Origin of the sequence: Croceitalea marina (genome assembly GCF_042684265.1) — a bacterium.
Taxonomy (GTDB): domain Bacteria; phylum Bacteroidota; class Bacteroidia; order Flavobacteriales; family Flavobacteriaceae; genus Croceitalea; species Croceitalea marina.
The window spans coordinates 1-16,207 of the sequence record NZ_JBHULB010000002.1; the positions used below are offsets into that span (position 1 = coordinate 1).

15 protein-coding genes are annotated in these 16,207 nt (G+C 36.7%); 2 read left to right on the forward strand and 13 right to left on the reverse strand.

Features of this window, described 5'->3' with window-relative positions; translation table 11 throughout:
• A partial coding sequence (locus ACFSQJ_RS00495) for a Calx-beta domain-containing protein (protein ID WP_377764789.1) occupies positions 1 to 2,614 on the reverse strand: 2,614 nt, incomplete at its 3' end.
• A gap of 405 nt (positions 2,615 to 3,019) precedes the next feature.
• Between ACFSQJ_RS00495 and ACFSQJ_RS00500 the strand changes: the two genes are divergently transcribed.
• Entirely contained in the window at positions 3,020 to 3,568 is a 549-nt protein-coding gene (locus ACFSQJ_RS00500) for a ClpP family protease (protein WP_377764790.1), read from the forward strand.
• A gap of 137 nt (positions 3,569 to 3,705) precedes the next feature.
• Here ACFSQJ_RS00500 and ACFSQJ_RS00505 read toward each other — a convergent pair whose 3' ends face one another.
• The 5 genes from ACFSQJ_RS00505 to ACFSQJ_RS00525 form a co-directional block, all read right to left on the reverse strand.
• On the reverse strand, positions 3,706 to 5,238 hold the full coding sequence (locus ACFSQJ_RS00505; RefSeq protein ID WP_377764791.1) for a cryptochrome/photolyase family protein: 1,533 nt from the start codon (positions 5,236 to 5,238) through the stop codon (positions 3,706 to 3,708).
• 1 nt (position 5,239) lies between these two features.
• Positions 5,240 to 6,535, reverse strand: a complete 1,296-nt coding sequence (locus ACFSQJ_RS00510) for a DASH family cryptochrome (protein WP_377764792.1) — start codon at positions 6,533 to 6,535, stop codon at positions 5,240 to 5,242.
• Positions 6,532 to 6,666 carry a DUF2256 domain-containing protein gene (locus tag ACFSQJ_RS00515; RefSeq protein WP_377764873.1) on the reverse strand — a complete coding sequence of 45 codons (135 nt, stop codon included), beginning with the start codon at positions 6,664 to 6,666 and terminating at the stop codon, positions 6,532 to 6,534. Before ACFSQJ_RS00515 ends, ACFSQJ_RS00510 begins: the two co-directional genes overlap by 4 nt.
• Before the next feature lie 172 nt (positions 6,667 to 6,838).
• On the reverse strand, positions 6,839 to 7,618 hold the full coding sequence (locus tag ACFSQJ_RS00520; RefSeq protein WP_377764793.1) for a zinc ribbon domain-containing protein: 780 nt from the start codon (positions 7,616 to 7,618) through the stop codon (positions 6,839 to 6,841).
• Between the two features lie 3 nt (positions 7,619 to 7,621).
• Complete coding sequence (locus ACFSQJ_RS00525) at positions 7,622 to 8,716, reverse strand: Nif3-like dinuclear metal center hexameric protein (RefSeq protein WP_377764794.1); 1,095 nt, start codon at positions 8,714 to 8,716, stop codon at positions 7,622 to 7,624.
• Between the two features lie 48 nt (positions 8,717 to 8,764).
• Between ACFSQJ_RS00525 and lpxK the strand changes: the two genes are divergently transcribed.
• The gene (gene lpxK, locus ACFSQJ_RS00530; protein WP_377764795.1) at positions 8,765 to 9,781 is read left to right on the forward strand and encodes a tetraacyldisaccharide 4'-kinase; all 1,017 of its coding nucleotides are present in this window, start codon (positions 8,765 to 8,767) and stop codon (positions 9,779 to 9,781) included.
• Here the strand turns inward: lpxK and ACFSQJ_RS00535 are convergent.
• The 7 genes from ACFSQJ_RS00535 to ACFSQJ_RS00565 all read right to left on the reverse strand — a co-directional run bounded on the left by ACFSQJ_RS00535 (position 9,753) and on the right by ACFSQJ_RS00565 (position 16,154).
• Positions 9,753 to 11,972, reverse strand: coding sequence for a hybrid sensor histidine kinase/response regulator (locus tag ACFSQJ_RS00535; RefSeq protein ID WP_377764796.1), 2,220 nt, complete (start codon positions 11,970 to 11,972; stop codon positions 9,753 to 9,755). The genes lpxK and ACFSQJ_RS00535 overlap by 29 nt on opposite strands.
• A complete protein-coding gene (gap, locus tag ACFSQJ_RS00540; protein ID WP_377764797.1) occupies positions 11,969 to 12,979 on the reverse strand; it encodes a type I glyceraldehyde-3-phosphate dehydrogenase in 1,011 nt (336 codons plus the stop codon). The genes ACFSQJ_RS00535 and gap overlap by 4 nt, the downstream gene beginning before the upstream one ends.
• 53 nt (positions 12,980 to 13,032) lie before the next feature.
• Positions 13,033 to 13,908 carry a lipoyl synthase gene (gene lipA / locus ACFSQJ_RS00545; RefSeq protein WP_377764798.1) on the reverse strand — a complete coding sequence of 292 codons (876 nt, stop codon included), beginning with the start codon at positions 13,906 to 13,908 and terminating at the stop codon, positions 13,033 to 13,035.
• 55 nt (positions 13,909 to 13,963) lie between these two features.
• Positions 13,964 to 14,527 carry an RNA polymerase sigma factor gene (locus ACFSQJ_RS00550; RefSeq protein ID WP_377764799.1) on the reverse strand — a complete coding sequence of 188 codons (564 nt, stop codon included), beginning with the start codon at positions 14,525 to 14,527 and terminating at the stop codon, positions 13,964 to 13,966.
• Between the two features lie 32 nt (positions 14,528 to 14,559).
• The gene (locus ACFSQJ_RS00555) at positions 14,560 to 14,760 is read right to left on the reverse strand and encodes a membrane or secreted protein (protein ID WP_377764800.1); all 201 of its coding nucleotides are present in this window, start codon (positions 14,758 to 14,760) and stop codon (positions 14,560 to 14,562) included.
• 72 nt (positions 14,761 to 14,832) lie between these two features.
• Positions 14,833 to 15,591: an anti-sigma factor gene (locus ACFSQJ_RS00560; RefSeq protein ID WP_377764801.1), complete on the reverse strand. Its 759-nt coding sequence runs from the start codon at positions 15,589 to 15,591 to the stop codon at positions 14,833 to 14,835.
• A complete protein-coding gene (locus ACFSQJ_RS00565) occupies positions 15,591 to 16,154 on the reverse strand; it encodes an RNA polymerase sigma factor (protein ID WP_377764802.1) in 564 nt (187 codons plus the stop codon). The genes ACFSQJ_RS00560 and ACFSQJ_RS00565 overlap by 1 nt, the downstream gene beginning before the upstream one ends.
• Between the last annotated feature and the right edge of the window lie 53 nt (positions 16,155 to 16,207).

Below are 16,207 nucleotides of genomic sequence, written 5' to 3' on the forward strand. Positions count from 1 at the left end.
CATAGTCGCCAGTAAGTGTTACATCGAAAGTAGCGGTTACGCCAGCCCCTTCGGTCACGACGACATCGGTCTGAACGATTGACAAGCCATTGCCCGGATTGTTGTCATCATCGTTGATGATACCGTTTGCGGTACCATCGTTGATGGGCACCAGTGGATCGGTTGTACTGTTCAGGGTTACGGTATAGGCCTCTTGGGCCTCAATGATGTTATCGTTAAGTATGGACACTACGATTTGCTGTACCTCCCCATCATTACCGGCGAATGAAATCGTTCCGTTGGTGATCGGTGTAAAGTCGGTAGCAGTAGCAGTACCGAAAGCCGTGGAGAAGTCCACATCGAAACCTGCGGCATAGTCGCCAGTAAGTGTTACATCGAAAGTAGCGGTTACGCCAGCCCCTTCGGTCACGACGACATCGGTCTGAACGATTGACAAGCCATCGCCCGGATTGTTGTCATCATCGTTGATGATACCGTTTGCGGTACCATCGTTGATGGGCACCAGTGGATCGGTGGTACTATTTAGAGTTACCGTATAGGCCTCTTGTGGCTCAATGATGTTATCGTTAAGTATGGACACTACGATTTGCTGTACCTCCCCATCGTTACCAGCGAATGAAATCGTTCCGTTGGTGATCGGTGTAAAGTCGGTAGCAGTAGCAGTACCGAAAGCCGTGGAGAAGTCCACATCGAAACCTGCGGCATAGTCGCCAGTAAGTGTTACATCGAAAGTAGCGGTTACGCCAGCCCCTTCGGTCACGACGACATCGGTCTGAACGATTGACAGCCCATTGCCAGGGTTATTGTCATCATCAAGAATTCTCAGGGCTGATTTTTCAGTATTAATACTTACCCTTGAAGGCCCAGTTCCATATTTGCTGGTTTCGGCTGTATTTCTAGATTTAACACCACTAAACTCTTCAGTAGGTTCAATTAAGTTGTCCTCGGTAGTTGGAACGGGTATAAATATTTCAGTTCCTGCTATTGCATTAGGAGGGAATGAAACAGTCGTACTAAAACTATTAAAATCAGAACCATCTGTTGCGGGATTTGAGGAGGTGGGTCGCTCTTCGGTTGCAAAATCGACACTGTAAGAGTCTTCAATACCTGCATACTGTTGCCCTGAGGTATTAGTACCTGTTGATAAAAATAGTCTATATTGAATGGTGTCACCTTCATCTACACTGAAATTCCCACCTACTACATAAGCAATGTCAGTGTCTATAACAGTTCCAGTTCCTTCACCATCAGTAATAGTAACAGCGCCGCTTGGTTCACTAATGGTGACTGTAAAATTTTGTTGTGTTGCTTCAACCCAATCGTCATCTATCGCAAGAACATCAAATGTTATCGAAGAGGCATTTGCCTGTAAAGTAACAGTTGACGGACCCGAATAATCGGCATTAGTGGTTGAATTGTTTGTATAAGAGATATTAAAATCAAGAGGTTCCGTTGATGGATTATTCGTTGAAATAGTGAAAGTCAAGTTGTCACCTTCATTTGCTGAGGCATCATCTATACTGACACTAGACTTAACGTTAAGAGTAACCACCGAAATGTCACAAACATTTTGATTAGGTGCTGGCAAACATACCTGTACTTCAAAAGTGTCGGTACCCGAGAAACCAAAGTCAGGGGTGTATGTAAAAGTACCATCTGTATTTACTATCACGGTCCCGTTTAAAGGTTGAATATTGTCAAAAAGGCTATATGTTGAACCAATTGGTACGTTATCATTTGCTCCAACATCTCCGTTAAATACTTCTTCAAATTCAGGCTCAAAAAAATCGTCTTGAGCATAGGTTTGCATTAAAAAGAATTTACCGTCACCGTGATCTTTTGTGGCTCCTAAATAACGAATAGAAGTTATTGTAGATCCAGTAGGGGCAAGACTTGAAAGTTCAAAAAGTGCAATACCAATGACTTGATCGTTTTTGTCATTATTTCGACCACTGCTCCAATAATCAGAACTTCCTTGAGGTGGAGTTTGAGGTTGAAGTCCTTGAAGTTGGGCTCCATTTTTTATGAAAGTAGACCCTAATAATTGATTTGGCCCACCCCCAGCAGGAGTTCCGTATAGTTCAATATATAAACAATTATTTCCGGCACGTTCTGTAACAGCAAGAATCCCTTCGGGATTAGAAGGAATACCTGGGCTGTATGTTATGGTCTGTATTTGAGCATCAGTGGTAGCAACCTTAGATTGATTATCACAGAATTGGTCACCATTTTGATAAGACTCAAAATAATAGTTCAGGTTCAGTGATTGGTAAGCAAGTATTGCATCATTGGCCCAATTAGCACCAGCACTTCCGGTCACAAATTCTGTTCCATTACGTCTTATGTTATTGGAAGCATGTCCTGCAGGCCCTAATCTTGTTAGTTCGTATGAGGTTGGTACAACAAAACTGGTATACTCTGAACCGTTTAAACTAATTGAACTAAGAGTGGCAGGGTCATCGAATGTAGTCTGAGTATCTGCCCAATTGAAGGTCACTCCACTTTTAATAGAATTTGCTTGTGCAAAAATACTAGTGCTAGAAAAGGCTAACAGTACCAGTAAAATAATAGGGAGTTTAGCAAAATTGCTGCCACGCTGTATTATTGTGGTCATAGGTTTAAGTTTATGAAATTCATGTTTAAAATTTCAAAACCTTAGAACGTCTTATTACACAAATCAGTAAGAGAGAGAGTTCATAGGTTAAGCTTTAATTTTATTCTTGAATTGATTTGGGTTCAATTACGTGGTAAAAGTAGCCCCAAATACGAATCTTGCATAAATTTCACGTTGTTGGTGGTTAATAAATCGATTAATAACAATCAGCTAGATGAACGGTATTATACCACCGATATTGGTAAATTGTTGTGAAACAGCAAGTTTTGTATGTCAAATGACTATAAAATTGGATTGTAAGAAATAGACTATACGCTTATAGTAGTAATATGTTTGCGTATTTTTTTTCGATTAAAGAATCATAAAATATTTAGTTAATTTTGTGGTCTATCTTAAAAAGAAAGAATGAGTTCTAAAAAAGGAAAAGTACAAGAGGCTATACAAGAAAGATTATTGGAAGAACGTAAAGTCTTTTTATGGGGTATGGTAGATGATAATTCTGCAAAACATGTAGTTGATAGATTATTATACCTTGATTTGCTAAACAATAAAGAGATACAGTTAATTATCAATAGTCCAGGGGGTTATGTAACTTCCGGATTTGCTATTTACGATACTATTAAACAAATAAAAAGCCCTGTTTCTACAGTTTGTTCAGGTCTTGCGGCATCTATGGGCTCGATTCTATTATCTGTGGGTGAAAAAGGCCGCAGATTCATTCAACCCCATGCACGGGTAATGATTCATCAGCCGAGTGGTGGTGCTCAAGGACAAGCGTCTAATATCGAAATTCAAGCTAAAGAAATTATTAAGACGAAAGAGTTAGGTGCTAAAATTTTGGCCGATAATTGCGGGCAAGATTTTGATAAAGTGATGAAAGATTTTGACCGTGACTATTGGATGGGAGCCGAGGAGTCTTTAAAATATGGTATTGTTGATAAAATACTGAAATAGAAGTGATTAAGATGTAAATGAAAAGTCCTTCGCAGTATATTGTGAAGGACTTTTTATATATAGGCGCTCTCGCGGAATAGTTTACTTTATTTACGCAATCTGTCGTTGATTGGATTTGTACCTTTCGTTAATAAAAGTTAAAATTTATCAGGATTCGAGATTACATCCGCAGCCCTATCCTTTAATTGCTGAAGTTCTGTCAAATCTTTCTTTTTCAAAAGGTTCAGCATCATCGCCATTCGTTGATTATTTTTAAAGTAATCTTTTTTCTCATCTAAAAAATTCCAATATAAGGCATTGAAGGGGCAGGCGTCTTCCCCTATTTTTTTAGTGTGGCTGTATTGACATTCTTTACAGTAATTGCCCATTTTATTGATGTAATTGGCACTACTTACGTAAGGCTTAGTGGCAACGATTCCCCCGTCGGCGAACTGACTCATACCTCTAGTATTGGTTATTTCTACCCACTCAATAGCATCAATGTATACTCCTAAATACCAATTGTCTACTTCATCAGGATTAGTTTGCGTCAATAGGGCATAGTTGCCTATAATCATTAATCGTTGAATATGATGTGCGTAGGCATCATCTAGACTTTGACCTATGGCATGGCTTAGGCAGTTCATCTTTGTTTTTCCGGTCCAGAAAAAATCGGGCAATGGATTGTTGTTGTCTAATTCGTTAAGTTTTCGATAATTCGGCATCTCTTTCCAATAGATACCCCGCATGTACTCTCGCCAACCTAAAATCTGACGCACAAAACCCTCTACCTGAGATATATCGATTTCATCGGTATGTTCATAATAATGCTCAAGTACTTTTTCGATTACCTCTTTAGGTGAAAGCATTTTGCAGTTCATCGCAAAGCTAAGTCTTGAGTGGAATAAATACTTTTCTTTGGTATGCATGGCGTCTTGAAAGTCGCCAAAATGAACCAATAGCTTTTTACAGAAGTAATTTAGCACTGATAGCGAGTCTGCACGTGAGGTGGGCCAATTAAAATTATCGGGTGCTATATTCCCAAAAGTATTAACCCCAGCTTTTTTAATTTCCTCTAAAATTGAGCTAATATCTTTTCGGAAACCACGTTCACGAGGAATTTCTGGACTGCCCGGCCATTTTTTACGATTGTTATGGTCAAAATTCCATTTGCCTCCATCTGGTTGACCGTTTACCATCATAATATCATGTTTCTTTCGCATCATGCGATAGAAATTCTCCATAATCAATTGTTTTTTCCCTTCAAAAAAGTCTTTTAGCTCCTCACGCTTGGTAAAAAAATGTTCTGTATCGAAGGCTTCTGTTTCAATATCTAAATCGGAACAGATTTTTTTTAGCTGTTCATCTAGGCGATATTCATCTAGTAGTTGATATTCAAATTTTTCCGCTCCACTTTTTTCAATCACTTTTTGTACAATCTTTTCGAGCTTATGCGGATTGTCCTTATCAGAAATCTTGAAATATAAAAATTGATGTCCCTTAGCGGTTAACTCTTCTTTAAAATTACGCATTGATAAAAAGAAAGCTACCACCTTTTGAATATGGTGCTTTACATAGTCTGTTTCTTGGCGCATTTCAGCCATTAGGTAAATAACCTCATCGTCTTGTGTGTTAAACCAGCTATGTTTTGAGTTCAGTTGGTCACCTAGTATTAAACGTATTTTCTTCATTCTAAAATAGTGGTTCTTGTAGCCAAAGCTTTTGAAATTTTCCTTTTGAGTCGTACATAGCCGCCTGTCGACCAATATTGAATTTTCTATCTCTGGGGTCGTTACCTACCCCGCTGTTGTACATCCAATTACACCAATTACTGTGAACATCATAATCGATAAGCATACTTTCAAAGTACGCAGCACCGATACGCCAATCTTGTTGTAGTTCTTTAGACCAGAAACTGGCCACATTTTGCCTACCTCGATTACTCATCCACCCGGTTTTTAAAAGCTCTATCATATTGGCGTTAACAAAGGGTTCTTTGGTTCTTCCATTAATCCAAGAGCCAAGTATTTCTTGGTTTACATTCCAGGTATACTTTTTATTTAAAATTCCACCTAACTGAAATATTTTTTGCTTGTATTTTAGACTGACGTACTTAAAATAGTCTCTCCAGACTAGTTCAAAAATTAGCCAATAAGTATCTTGATTTTTACGGATTTCCTTTTCAAACCTTTTTACTTCCCAGTAAATGGTCACCGGAGAGATACATCCGTTGGCCAACCAAGCAGAGAGTTTAGAACTATAGTCTATTCCTACTAATCCATTTCGGGTCTTTTTATAGGTAGCAAGTCTTTTAGACTCCCAACAGTAATAATTTAAACGTTCTAAAGCATTTTCTTCCCCACCTTTAAAAGGAAATGCACTTCTGGAATCTCCTGAAAAAGTTTCGAAACCCAATTCTATTAGGGAAGGTATATGGGTTTCTGTTTCGAAATAGTTTTCACTAGGCTTTTTTTTAGGAACACCTATTTCTTCTCTAATCGATACATTTTTTTCACACTGTTTTCTGAAGTTTGTGAAAATGTCGGGTACCTCATTAAAACTAGAAAAGGGTATGTAATCGGGATCAAATAAAAATTGATCGCAACTTTCTACAAATTTAACGTTTTTGGAAACTGAAGTTTTAACATTTTCAAGAACGGTGTTTTCATCCCTTGTCCATTCGGCCTGTAGATAAATAGCATCTATCTTATGTTTAACGAGCAAGTCGCTTAATTTTTCTTGTGGTTTAGCAACAAATAGATACAGGGGTATATTCAGTTCTTTAAGATTTGTCTTTAGGTTAGCTACTGACTCAATTAAAAATTGTGCTCGGTATTTTTCTGTTTTTTTAAAGCCAAATTCACCCAAACTAAACTGTCTAGGGTCGAAAAAGTATACCGCTATCGTTTTGTCGCCTTTACACGCCTTTTGAAGTGAAAGATTATCTGTGGTTCTCAGATTGTTTCTAAACCAAATTAGGGTATTCATCTATTTTTGTTTCTTCTGCACTTTTCACTACAGTATTTTACATTATCCCAGTCTTTTGACCATTTTTTTCTCCAGTTAAATGGTCTATCGCAACTGAGGCAAATTTTTACGGGTAAGTTTCGCTTCATTATTTTGTTTAATAAAAATAATAAAAAATTAAACAAAATAAGTATTTAACAATTTTGTTTTTTGGATTTGGATTTGAAGTAGGGTGAAAGTCTTTCAAAAAACTAAACTATGTATGAAAAGAAAAAGCCATCCGTTAGTCTGGGATGGCTTTCATAAATCTTCTAAAAAAATATTCTAAATCTTACTAAAAAGCTTTTGCATTTTTTCTTGTTCTTCGTCCGCTAGGGTAGGGTCAACTAAAATTCTACCACTGTGTTCGTCTGTAATAATCTTTTTACGAGAGGCAATTTCAACCTGTACTTGCGGTGGTATCGTAAAAAATGAACCGCCAGATGCACCACGTTCAATTGGTACAACCGCCAATCCGTTCTTAACATTGTGACGAATACGCTTGTACGCTTTAATAAGGCGCTCTTCAATTTTATCTTCGAACTCTTGAGATTTCTTTAAAAGTGCTAGCTCTTCTTTCTCAGTTTCGGCCAAAATAGCGTTTAACTCACTCTTCTTATGTTTAAGATGTGCATCTCTTTCACTAAGCTTTTCTTTAGTTTCTGAGATTACCTCTTTTTTCTGTTCTATCTGAGCTTTGAACTCCTTGATGTTTTTTTCTGCTAATTGAATCTCCAATTCTTGAAACTCAACCTCTTTGCTAAGCGAATTAAATTCACGGCTGTTACGCACATTCTTTTGCTGCTCAGCATATTTTTTGATAAGCACCTTAGATTCTTCTATAAGATTCTTTTTTGCCGTGATTTCAAAGTTTATTGTTTCAACATCGGTTTTCAACTTATCCATTCTGGTTTTAAGACCTAGAACATCGTCTTCTAAATCTTCAACTTCTAGAGGTAATTCACCACGAACACTTCTTATTTCATCAACTCTAGAATCGATTAATTGTAAATCGTACAATGCACGTAATTTGTCTTCTACAGTTGTTTCCGTTTTTTTCGCCATATGTTAAAAATACTTGATAGGATTAGTTATACTTTCCGATAAAGTGACCGCAAAATTAGGAATTTTTTTTGTAAGAAAGTCTACCAATAGGTTTTTTGTAAACTGCTCGGTTTCAAAGTGACCTATATCTGCTATAATAAATTGATTTTCAGCCTCATAAAATTGATGATATTTAACATCAGCAGTAATAAAAACATCTGCTTTTGAAGCTTTTGCGGCCGAAATTGCAAATGCACCGCTTCCTCCTAAAACTGCTACTCTTTTTATTTTCTTTCCTAAAAAAGCAGAGTGTCTTATGCCTTGTGCATTCATTTTAGTTTTTAGATGATTAAAAAATTCCTCCTCATCCATTTCTTCTATTAGTTCCCCAATCATACCCAGGCCCATATTTTGATTTACATTCTCTAGCGTGGTAATCTCATAGGCCACTTCTTCGTAGGGATGATGTTTGAACAAAGTAGCGATAACTTGAGCTTCTTTTTGACTTAAAAAAGTCATCGATAATTGAATTTCTTCTTCATGATGTACCGCACCAATAGTTCCTTTTACAGGGTTTGCGTTTTTTTCTGCTTTAAAAGTTCCTGTGCCCTCAGTACTAAAGCTACAGTTGCTATAATTACCTATATTGCCGGCACCGGCATTAAAAAGCGCATTTTTTAATTCTTCAATATTGGTTTTAGGCACATAAGTGGTCAACTTTTTTATGGTACCCTTTTTAGGAATAAGAATTTTAGGATTTTGAACACCTAGCATCGAACAAATTTTAGCATTTACGCCTATGTTTGAGTTGTCTAAGGCGGTGTGCATGCTGTAAATGGAAATGTCATTGGCGATGGCCTTCATTACAACTCTTTCTACATAGCTTCGTCCCGTAATTTTTTTTAAGCCTTTGAAGATGATTGGATGGAAGCTCACAATGAGGTTACATTTTTTTTTGATGGCCTCATCGACCACATTTTCCAAGGTATCTAGAGTTACTAGAATACCCAATACATTTTGATTCGGGTTACCTACCAGCAAGCCTACATTGTCGAAATCTTCGGCATAATGTAAAGGGGCAAGGTCTTCTAGTATTTCAGTAATATCATTAACAGTCATTACGGCTATTTTATGTCGTTAAAGATAAAATATTATAAATTCGCCCAGATGCGACTTTTACGTAAAATAGCTTTTCCAGTTTCTTTAGTCTATGCTATGGTGGTTTACCTGCGTAATTTTTTTTATGATAAGGGTTGGTTCAAGTCAATATCATTTCAAGTGCCTACGGTTTGTGTTGGTAATTTAAGTGTAGGTGGTACCGGTAAAACACCAATGATCGAATATATTCTACGACTATTTGAAGAGCATCATAAAGTGGCGGTATTGAGTAGGGGCTATCGAAGAAAAACGAAAGGATTTTTATTGGCCGATGAGCAATCGACTGTTCTAGAGCTAGGAGATGAACCTTTTCAAATCCACTCCAAATTTAATATGGTAACCGTTGCTGTTGATGAAGACAGACAAAATGGAATCGTCACTCTGGTACGAAAGATAAATCCGGATTTAATTTTGTTAGATGATGCCTTTCAACATAGAAAGGTAAAAGCTACACTTTCCATTCTCTTAACTACGTTTTCTAATTTGTATGTCAATGATTGGTACTTGCCTACTGGAGAATTGAGAGATGGTAAAAAGGAAGCTAGAAGGGCCCAAATTATAATCGTTACGAAATGTCCTAGTAGTATTACGGAAGAAAAAAAACAAAGCATAGTTAACGCAATAAAACCTAGAGACTATCAGCAAGTATTGTTCAGTACATTGAAATATAATGAGTTTTTGGTAGGATCGAATAACCGAATATTGCTTTCCAGTTTACAAGGAAAGCGTTTTTCTTTGGTAACCGGAATTGCCAATCCTCAACCTTTACTCGATTATTTAATTACTGTGAACAGCACGTTTGAACACTTTCAATTTGCCGATCATCATTCTTTTAGCGAAAATGATATTGAAAGTTTTTCTAAAAATGGATGTATTGTTACCACCGAAAAAGATTTTACCAAACTAAAAGGAAGATGTAAGAACCTGTTCTATTTAGAAGTACGGCATGAATTTTTGGGCAAGGGTAATGAAAGTATTGAAAAAGCAATAAAGAATATTATGTCTGAGTTTCGGTCTTCTTCCTAAATATATTTTCTCCAATTTTTTGATAGAATACCTCAGGTTTAAAAGGCTTTGTGACGACATCGTTGCAGCCTGCAGCGTAAAAACTATCGAGGCTGTCATCCATAGAAATTGCAGTTAAAGCGATTATGGGTATTTCTTTATTGAACATTCGTATTTGTATGGTAGCCTCTTCTCCGCTGATACCCGGCATGTGAATGTCCATTAAAATGGCGTCATACCTCTTGTTCTTAGCGGCATCAATCGCCTCATTACCATTATTTGCAATATCACAAGAAATACCTTTTTTATTCAGCATTTTCTTGGTAATCACTTGGTTTATTTTGTTGTCTTCAACGATTAATATATGTAACCCGGTAAAATCAAAATCTTCTTGGCTCATTTCAAAAGAGATATCAGCTACTACACTGTCTTGATACTCTAAATCTAAGTTGAAATAAAAGGAACTGCCAACATCAATCTCGCTCTTTAATTGAATTTTACTGTTAAATAGGCCTAAAAGGCTTTTAACAATGGTGAGGCCAAGACCAGTTCCACCATATTCTCGATTTATCTGAACGGAGCCTTGTTCAAAACTATCAAAGATGTTTCTTTGTTGTTCTTCAGAAATACCGATACCGTTATCACGTATTTCAAAATATACATTTATACGATTTTCATCTTTACTTTCAAGTTTCGTAATTACATCTACTTGACCGTCTTCCGTAAATTTAAGGGCATTGCCGACTAAATTCATTATAATTTGAGATAGCTTCACGGGGTCTCCCATTAGGTGCATGGGAATGTCGTTGTCATAGTCCAATACAATTTTTGTGTTATTCTCATTCGCTTTTTGCTGCAATGAATCTAGCACATCTGTAAGTACTGTTTTTAATTTGAATTCAACATTTAATGCTTCTAACTTATCTGCATCTATTTTATTGATTTGAAGAATGTCATTGATAAAGTTCAATAAGTATTCACCTGAGAATTTTAAGGATTTTAAGTGCTCTTTTTGATGCTCTGCAGGGTTCTCATCTAACAACAAGTGTGTGAGTCCGGTAACGGCGTACAACGGTGTTCTAAGTTCATGTGTTACCGTAGACAGGAAATTTGTTTTAGCTTTCATTGCCGAAACAGCAGAGTCTCTTGCGGTCTCTAGTTCGCTGTTTTTGGTCTGAAGTAAATCGTTGGTTTTTAGTTTAATTTGATTGTTTCTAAAAAGTGAGACGGCCAATAAAGAAATGATTACCAAAAATGCTGAAGCCAATATTGCCGTAATTTCAGACCTATTCTTAGATTCGCTAAGAGTTTCATTTTCTTCACTCAATTTTTGAATTTGTTCGCCTTGAAATTTGGTGGTAATCTTATCAGCATTTTTTGTTTCAAGTTTAAATCGTTCTATGGTGTAAAGTGAATCCCGGATATTTAATAGATTTTTGGTAAATCCTAAAGCTTTATCATATTCCCTTAAATCTTCATAAACTTTGGCGAGAAACTGGTTGGCCAGTAACATTTCTTTAAAAAAGTTATTCTTTGTAGCCAATTCTAAAGCAGCCTCACCATGCTTGGCGCTTTTTTCAAGATTACCTTGTTTGAAGTTAAGTTCCGCAAGACCAAGATTTGCTTTGGTGGCCAGATATACCCGTTCATCAATATCAGAATTCACAAGCAGTGCATTTAATTTAGTTTCTGCTTCATCAAACTTTTCAATATTGATGAAAATGGTAGCTTCCGTTAATTCGATATTATTTATTAGATTTTTATCGTTGCTTAGCAATTTAGCTTCTTCAAGCATTTTTATGGCCTGAAAGTTATTTTTTTCTCGATATAAGATCGTAGCATCTATGAATTTTTGAAAAGCATCACCCAAGCGGTATTCCGTGCTCTTCAATATAGCACCTGCCCTATCTCTATAAAAAGAAGCGGTGTCGTGGTCATTTAACTCGATATGAAGCAATGCAATTTTCTGGTAGATGTCTACCAGTGTTTTCGGATTGTCGTTTTTCTCAGCTATTTCGGTAGCTTTATTTAGAACATCAATTGCGGAAGAAATTTCATTTTGATTTCGAAGGGTACGTGCTTCTTTGTAAACGGTAGCCATGGTATCTTTGGCCAAATAGGTATCTTGAGCCCTTGTACCGAAAGAGTGAAGTACAAAAACAATAGCCAATATAAGATTGGATAAAATTGTATATGAGCTTTTGCGCGTCAAACGTAGTTTTTCTTGATAAGTAGATTTATTAAGTCGATCAATCTGGCACAGTAACCTGTTTCGTTGTCATACCAACCTATAATTTTTACCATTTTTCCAATAACCGAAGTCATCTGAGAATCAAACGTACAAGAATAATAACTATTGTTTATATCAATAGAAACTATGGGGTCTTTTGTATAAAAAAGTACATTTTTTAGGTCTTTTTCAGCTCGACTTTTAAAAGTACGGTTTATTTCGTCAATGGAAGTTTCTTTTTTGACATTGAAAGTTATATCGGTCAGCGAACCATTTGGCACAGGCACCCGAATGCCGCAGCCCCCGATTACATTACCTAAATCAGGAAATATTTTTGTCAGTGCTTTGGCGGCACCCGTAGTTGTAGGAATAATTGATTGAGATGCTGCCCTTGCGCGTCTTAAATCCCTGTGGGGCCTGTCATGTAGACTCTGGTCAGAGGTGTAGGAGTGAATAGTGGTAATATAAGCCTGCTCTATACCGCACAATTCGTCAATTACTTTTATCATTGGAGCCGCATTGTTCGTTGTACACGAAGCATTGGAAATAATATGGTCACTTTCATCTAAAATGCCTTCATTTACGCCCAAAACAACCATTTTCATGCTATCATCAGAGGGTGGTACCGATAGAATAACCTTTTTTGCACCATTCTTAAGATGACCTTCTAAATCCTTTTTCGACTTAAATTTACCCGTAGCCTCTATTACAATATCCACGTCATAATCGCCCCAATTAATGGCTTCAGGGCGGGAAAAGTTTAAAACGGGTATCTCTTGATCTTTGAAAAGAATGTTATTTTCTTTAAAGGAAATTTCCTTATGGAACATGCCATGAATACTATCATATTTCACCAAATGTGAAAGTGTTTCCGCATCGGCTAAATCATTTATAGCAACAACAGTTATGTTTTGATTATCAGCTAGAAGTCTAAAGAGCGTCCTGCCTATTCTTCCAAAACCATTAATACCAATAGTGATATTTTTCATTTGATATTATATGTTAGAGCGAATATGAAATTGTGCTTTAAAACGGGTGTCTCTTAATGAATATGTTTGTGCGCTTTGTATGAAGAACGCACTAAAGCCCCACTTTCTACATGCCTGAAACCTAGTCCTAAACCAATATTTTCATATTTTTTGAACTGTTCAGGTAAGATAAATTGTTTGACAGGTAAATGTTTTTTAGAAGGTTGTAAATATTGACCTATGGTCACCACATCAACATCTACTGCTCTAAGGTCTTTCATGGTTTGTATTACTTCCTCTTCTAGCTCGCCTAAACCTAGCATAATTCCAGATTTTGTTCGGTTAGCACCATTTTTTTTGAGGTAATTCAAAACTTCAAGACTTCGGTCGTATTTCGCTTGTATTCGCACTTCTCTGGTTAGCCTTTTTACAGTTTCCATATTATGCGAAATTACTTCAGGAGCAACTTCTAAAATTCTGTCCAAATGATTTTCAATACCTTGGAAATCCGGAATTAACGTCTCTAAAGTAGTTTCAGGATTCATTCTACGGATAGCTTTCACCGTTTCGGCCCAAATGATGGACCCCATGTCCTTTAAATCATCTCTATCAACTGAAGTAACTACGGCATGTTTGATCCCCATGATTTTGATGGAACGTGCTACTTTTTCTGGTTCGGCCCAATCTACACTTTCTGGTCGGCCAGTCTTAACACCGCAAAAGCCGCAAGAACGTGTGCAAACATTACCTAAAATCATAAAAGTAGCGGTACCTTCTCCCCAGCATTCACCCATATTTGGGCAACTACCTGAGGTACATATGGTATGAAGGTCGTATTTTTCAACTAATCCGCGAAGTTGAGTGTATTTTTTACCCGTGGGCAACTTTACCCTTAACCATTTTGGTTTGCCTTTTGGTGGGCGCACATGTTCGGCTGTTTCTACACTCATAACAAATTCTTTATTGCAAATATACGAATTGGGGGTCAACTGTTTTTTAGAAAACCTACTTGCTTTTAATGATTTCCGCTAATAATTTTTTCGCTCTTAATAGCTTTACCTTAACGTTGTTTACTGGTTCGTTTAGCTCTTTTGCAATAGCCGCGTAGCTCAATTCATTGAAATAGCGCAGATTGATAACTTCTTGATAGTGGGGCTTCAGTTTTTTGATATGGGAAAGTAAAGTAGCCAAATTTTGTTCCGTAATTAGCTGGTCTTCCACCGTAGGGGATTCGTCCAGCACTTTTTTGACGGCATCGGAAGTACTATTTTCAATACCTGCCAATACATTACGTTTTCGTTTTCTAATAAGGTCTACGTGTATATTTTTCGAAATTGTAATGAGCCAAGTTTTAAACTCATAGTTATCATCATAAGTCTTTATTTTATCAAATGCCTTTGAGAAGGTTTGAATGGTAATGTCTTCGGCGTCATTTTCATTTTTGGTCCGGTCCAATTGAAAATAGTAAACATAATTCCAAAAGGTATCTAATAAAGAACTAAAAGCAATTTGATTTCCAGCTTTAGCCTTGTCTATTCTCTCTTTTAAAACTTCGTCTGTTTTATCCAAAAAAGTAATTTACGTGTTGTCTGCAAGGGGCATTATGCAACTGCATCTTTTTTGCAGTCTTGTTCATCGGGCAGTTTTCCACAGAAACCGCAGGCTTCGCCCTCTTTATTTAGAAAAGGATTTTGACTGGCACAAGTTCCTGCAAATCTGCCATCTTTCTTTGACCAAATTTTAATGGCTATACCCGCGAAAGCTAAGGCCAAAAGTGCTATAGTGAGAAGAATCAACTTCATGTATTGAATTTTGTACAAAAGTACAAAATATGCACTGAAGAAATGCTGAAACTATTTTCCTTTAAGGGAAATTTAGAACTTGATATTCGCTACGATATTTTGCACTGTGGGCGTTTCATTTCCTCCTTGAGGTTCTATGGTGATGTAGCTAACAGCATTATCTGCGTAGGGTAGGGCCAACAGTTTTTCCTTATCATCGAATTGTTTGATGATTCCTAGATTCACCATTTCACCATTAACTTCCGCCCACATTTGAAAACATTTGTCTTCAGGAAGTTGTGGAAGGTTACTTACGTTTATATACGATAATTTCTTTACCGGGTTTACGTAGGCAACAGCCTTTAACTCCTGGGCTTTTTTATTACCATTAACGGTAAATCTTCTTGTATTAGGATTGTTAAGAACGATATATTGGTTTCTGATGTCTTCAAGCTGAATTTTCATATCATTCTCTAAATCTTGAATCTTACTATTAACAATCAAATTTTCTTCTTGTAAACTCTTATTCTGATTGTAAAAGAAATAGGTTGCTCCGGCAAAAATTAAGGCCGCAATACTCGCCGCTACAGCAAATCTGTAAAACTTACTTCTACTTCGCTTTTCTTGCCTAATTCTAAAAAGAATCTGCTCTTTAAGGCCTTGCGGTGTCTTTAAGGCATGCATTTTGGCAAAAATTTCAAGATTTTCTTGCAGTTCGTTATATGCTTCCCTTACTTCAGGGTACATGGCAATATAACGCTCTACTCTGAGCGATTCTTCCGTTGTTGTAGAACCTAAGAGGTATTTTTCCAACAGGTCGGTATCCAAAAATATTTTAATCTTTTCTTTCATTACAACACACTTAAAACTATTGCCAGCACCATTGATGTGCCATATATTTTACGCAATTCGCGAAGTCCAATTTTCAGTCGCGATTTAATAGTACCCAAAGGGATGTCGAGTTCATCACTCGCTTCTTGTTGGGTCATTCCTTCAAAAAATAAGGCTTCGAGGACCACTTTATACTTCGGCTCAATTTTGTCAAGGTTCTCCTTAACATCCATCAACTCGGGCATAATACCTCTTGTGCCTAAATTATATACGTCTGAAACATCAATTTGGATTTCTTTATCGGCTTTTGTGTTTACACTCCTTAATTTATCGATTGCCGTATTTCTTGTAATCCTAAACAACCAAGTAAAGAGCTTTGCCTTGCTAGCATCATAAGAATCTGATTTCTTCCAGATTTTTATAAAACTCTCTTGCAATACATCCTGCGCTAAATCTTCATCTTTCACTACTTTATAGGCAACTCCATGTAGGGTATCACCATAGTTGTCATAAAGTAGTGAAATTGCCTTTTCATCTCGATCTTGTAATAATTCTACAATATGTTTTTCAAGTAGTGTGCTCATTTATAGGGCGTTGATAAAAAATAGCTTCTAAAAAAGTCCAAAAAATATTTCTT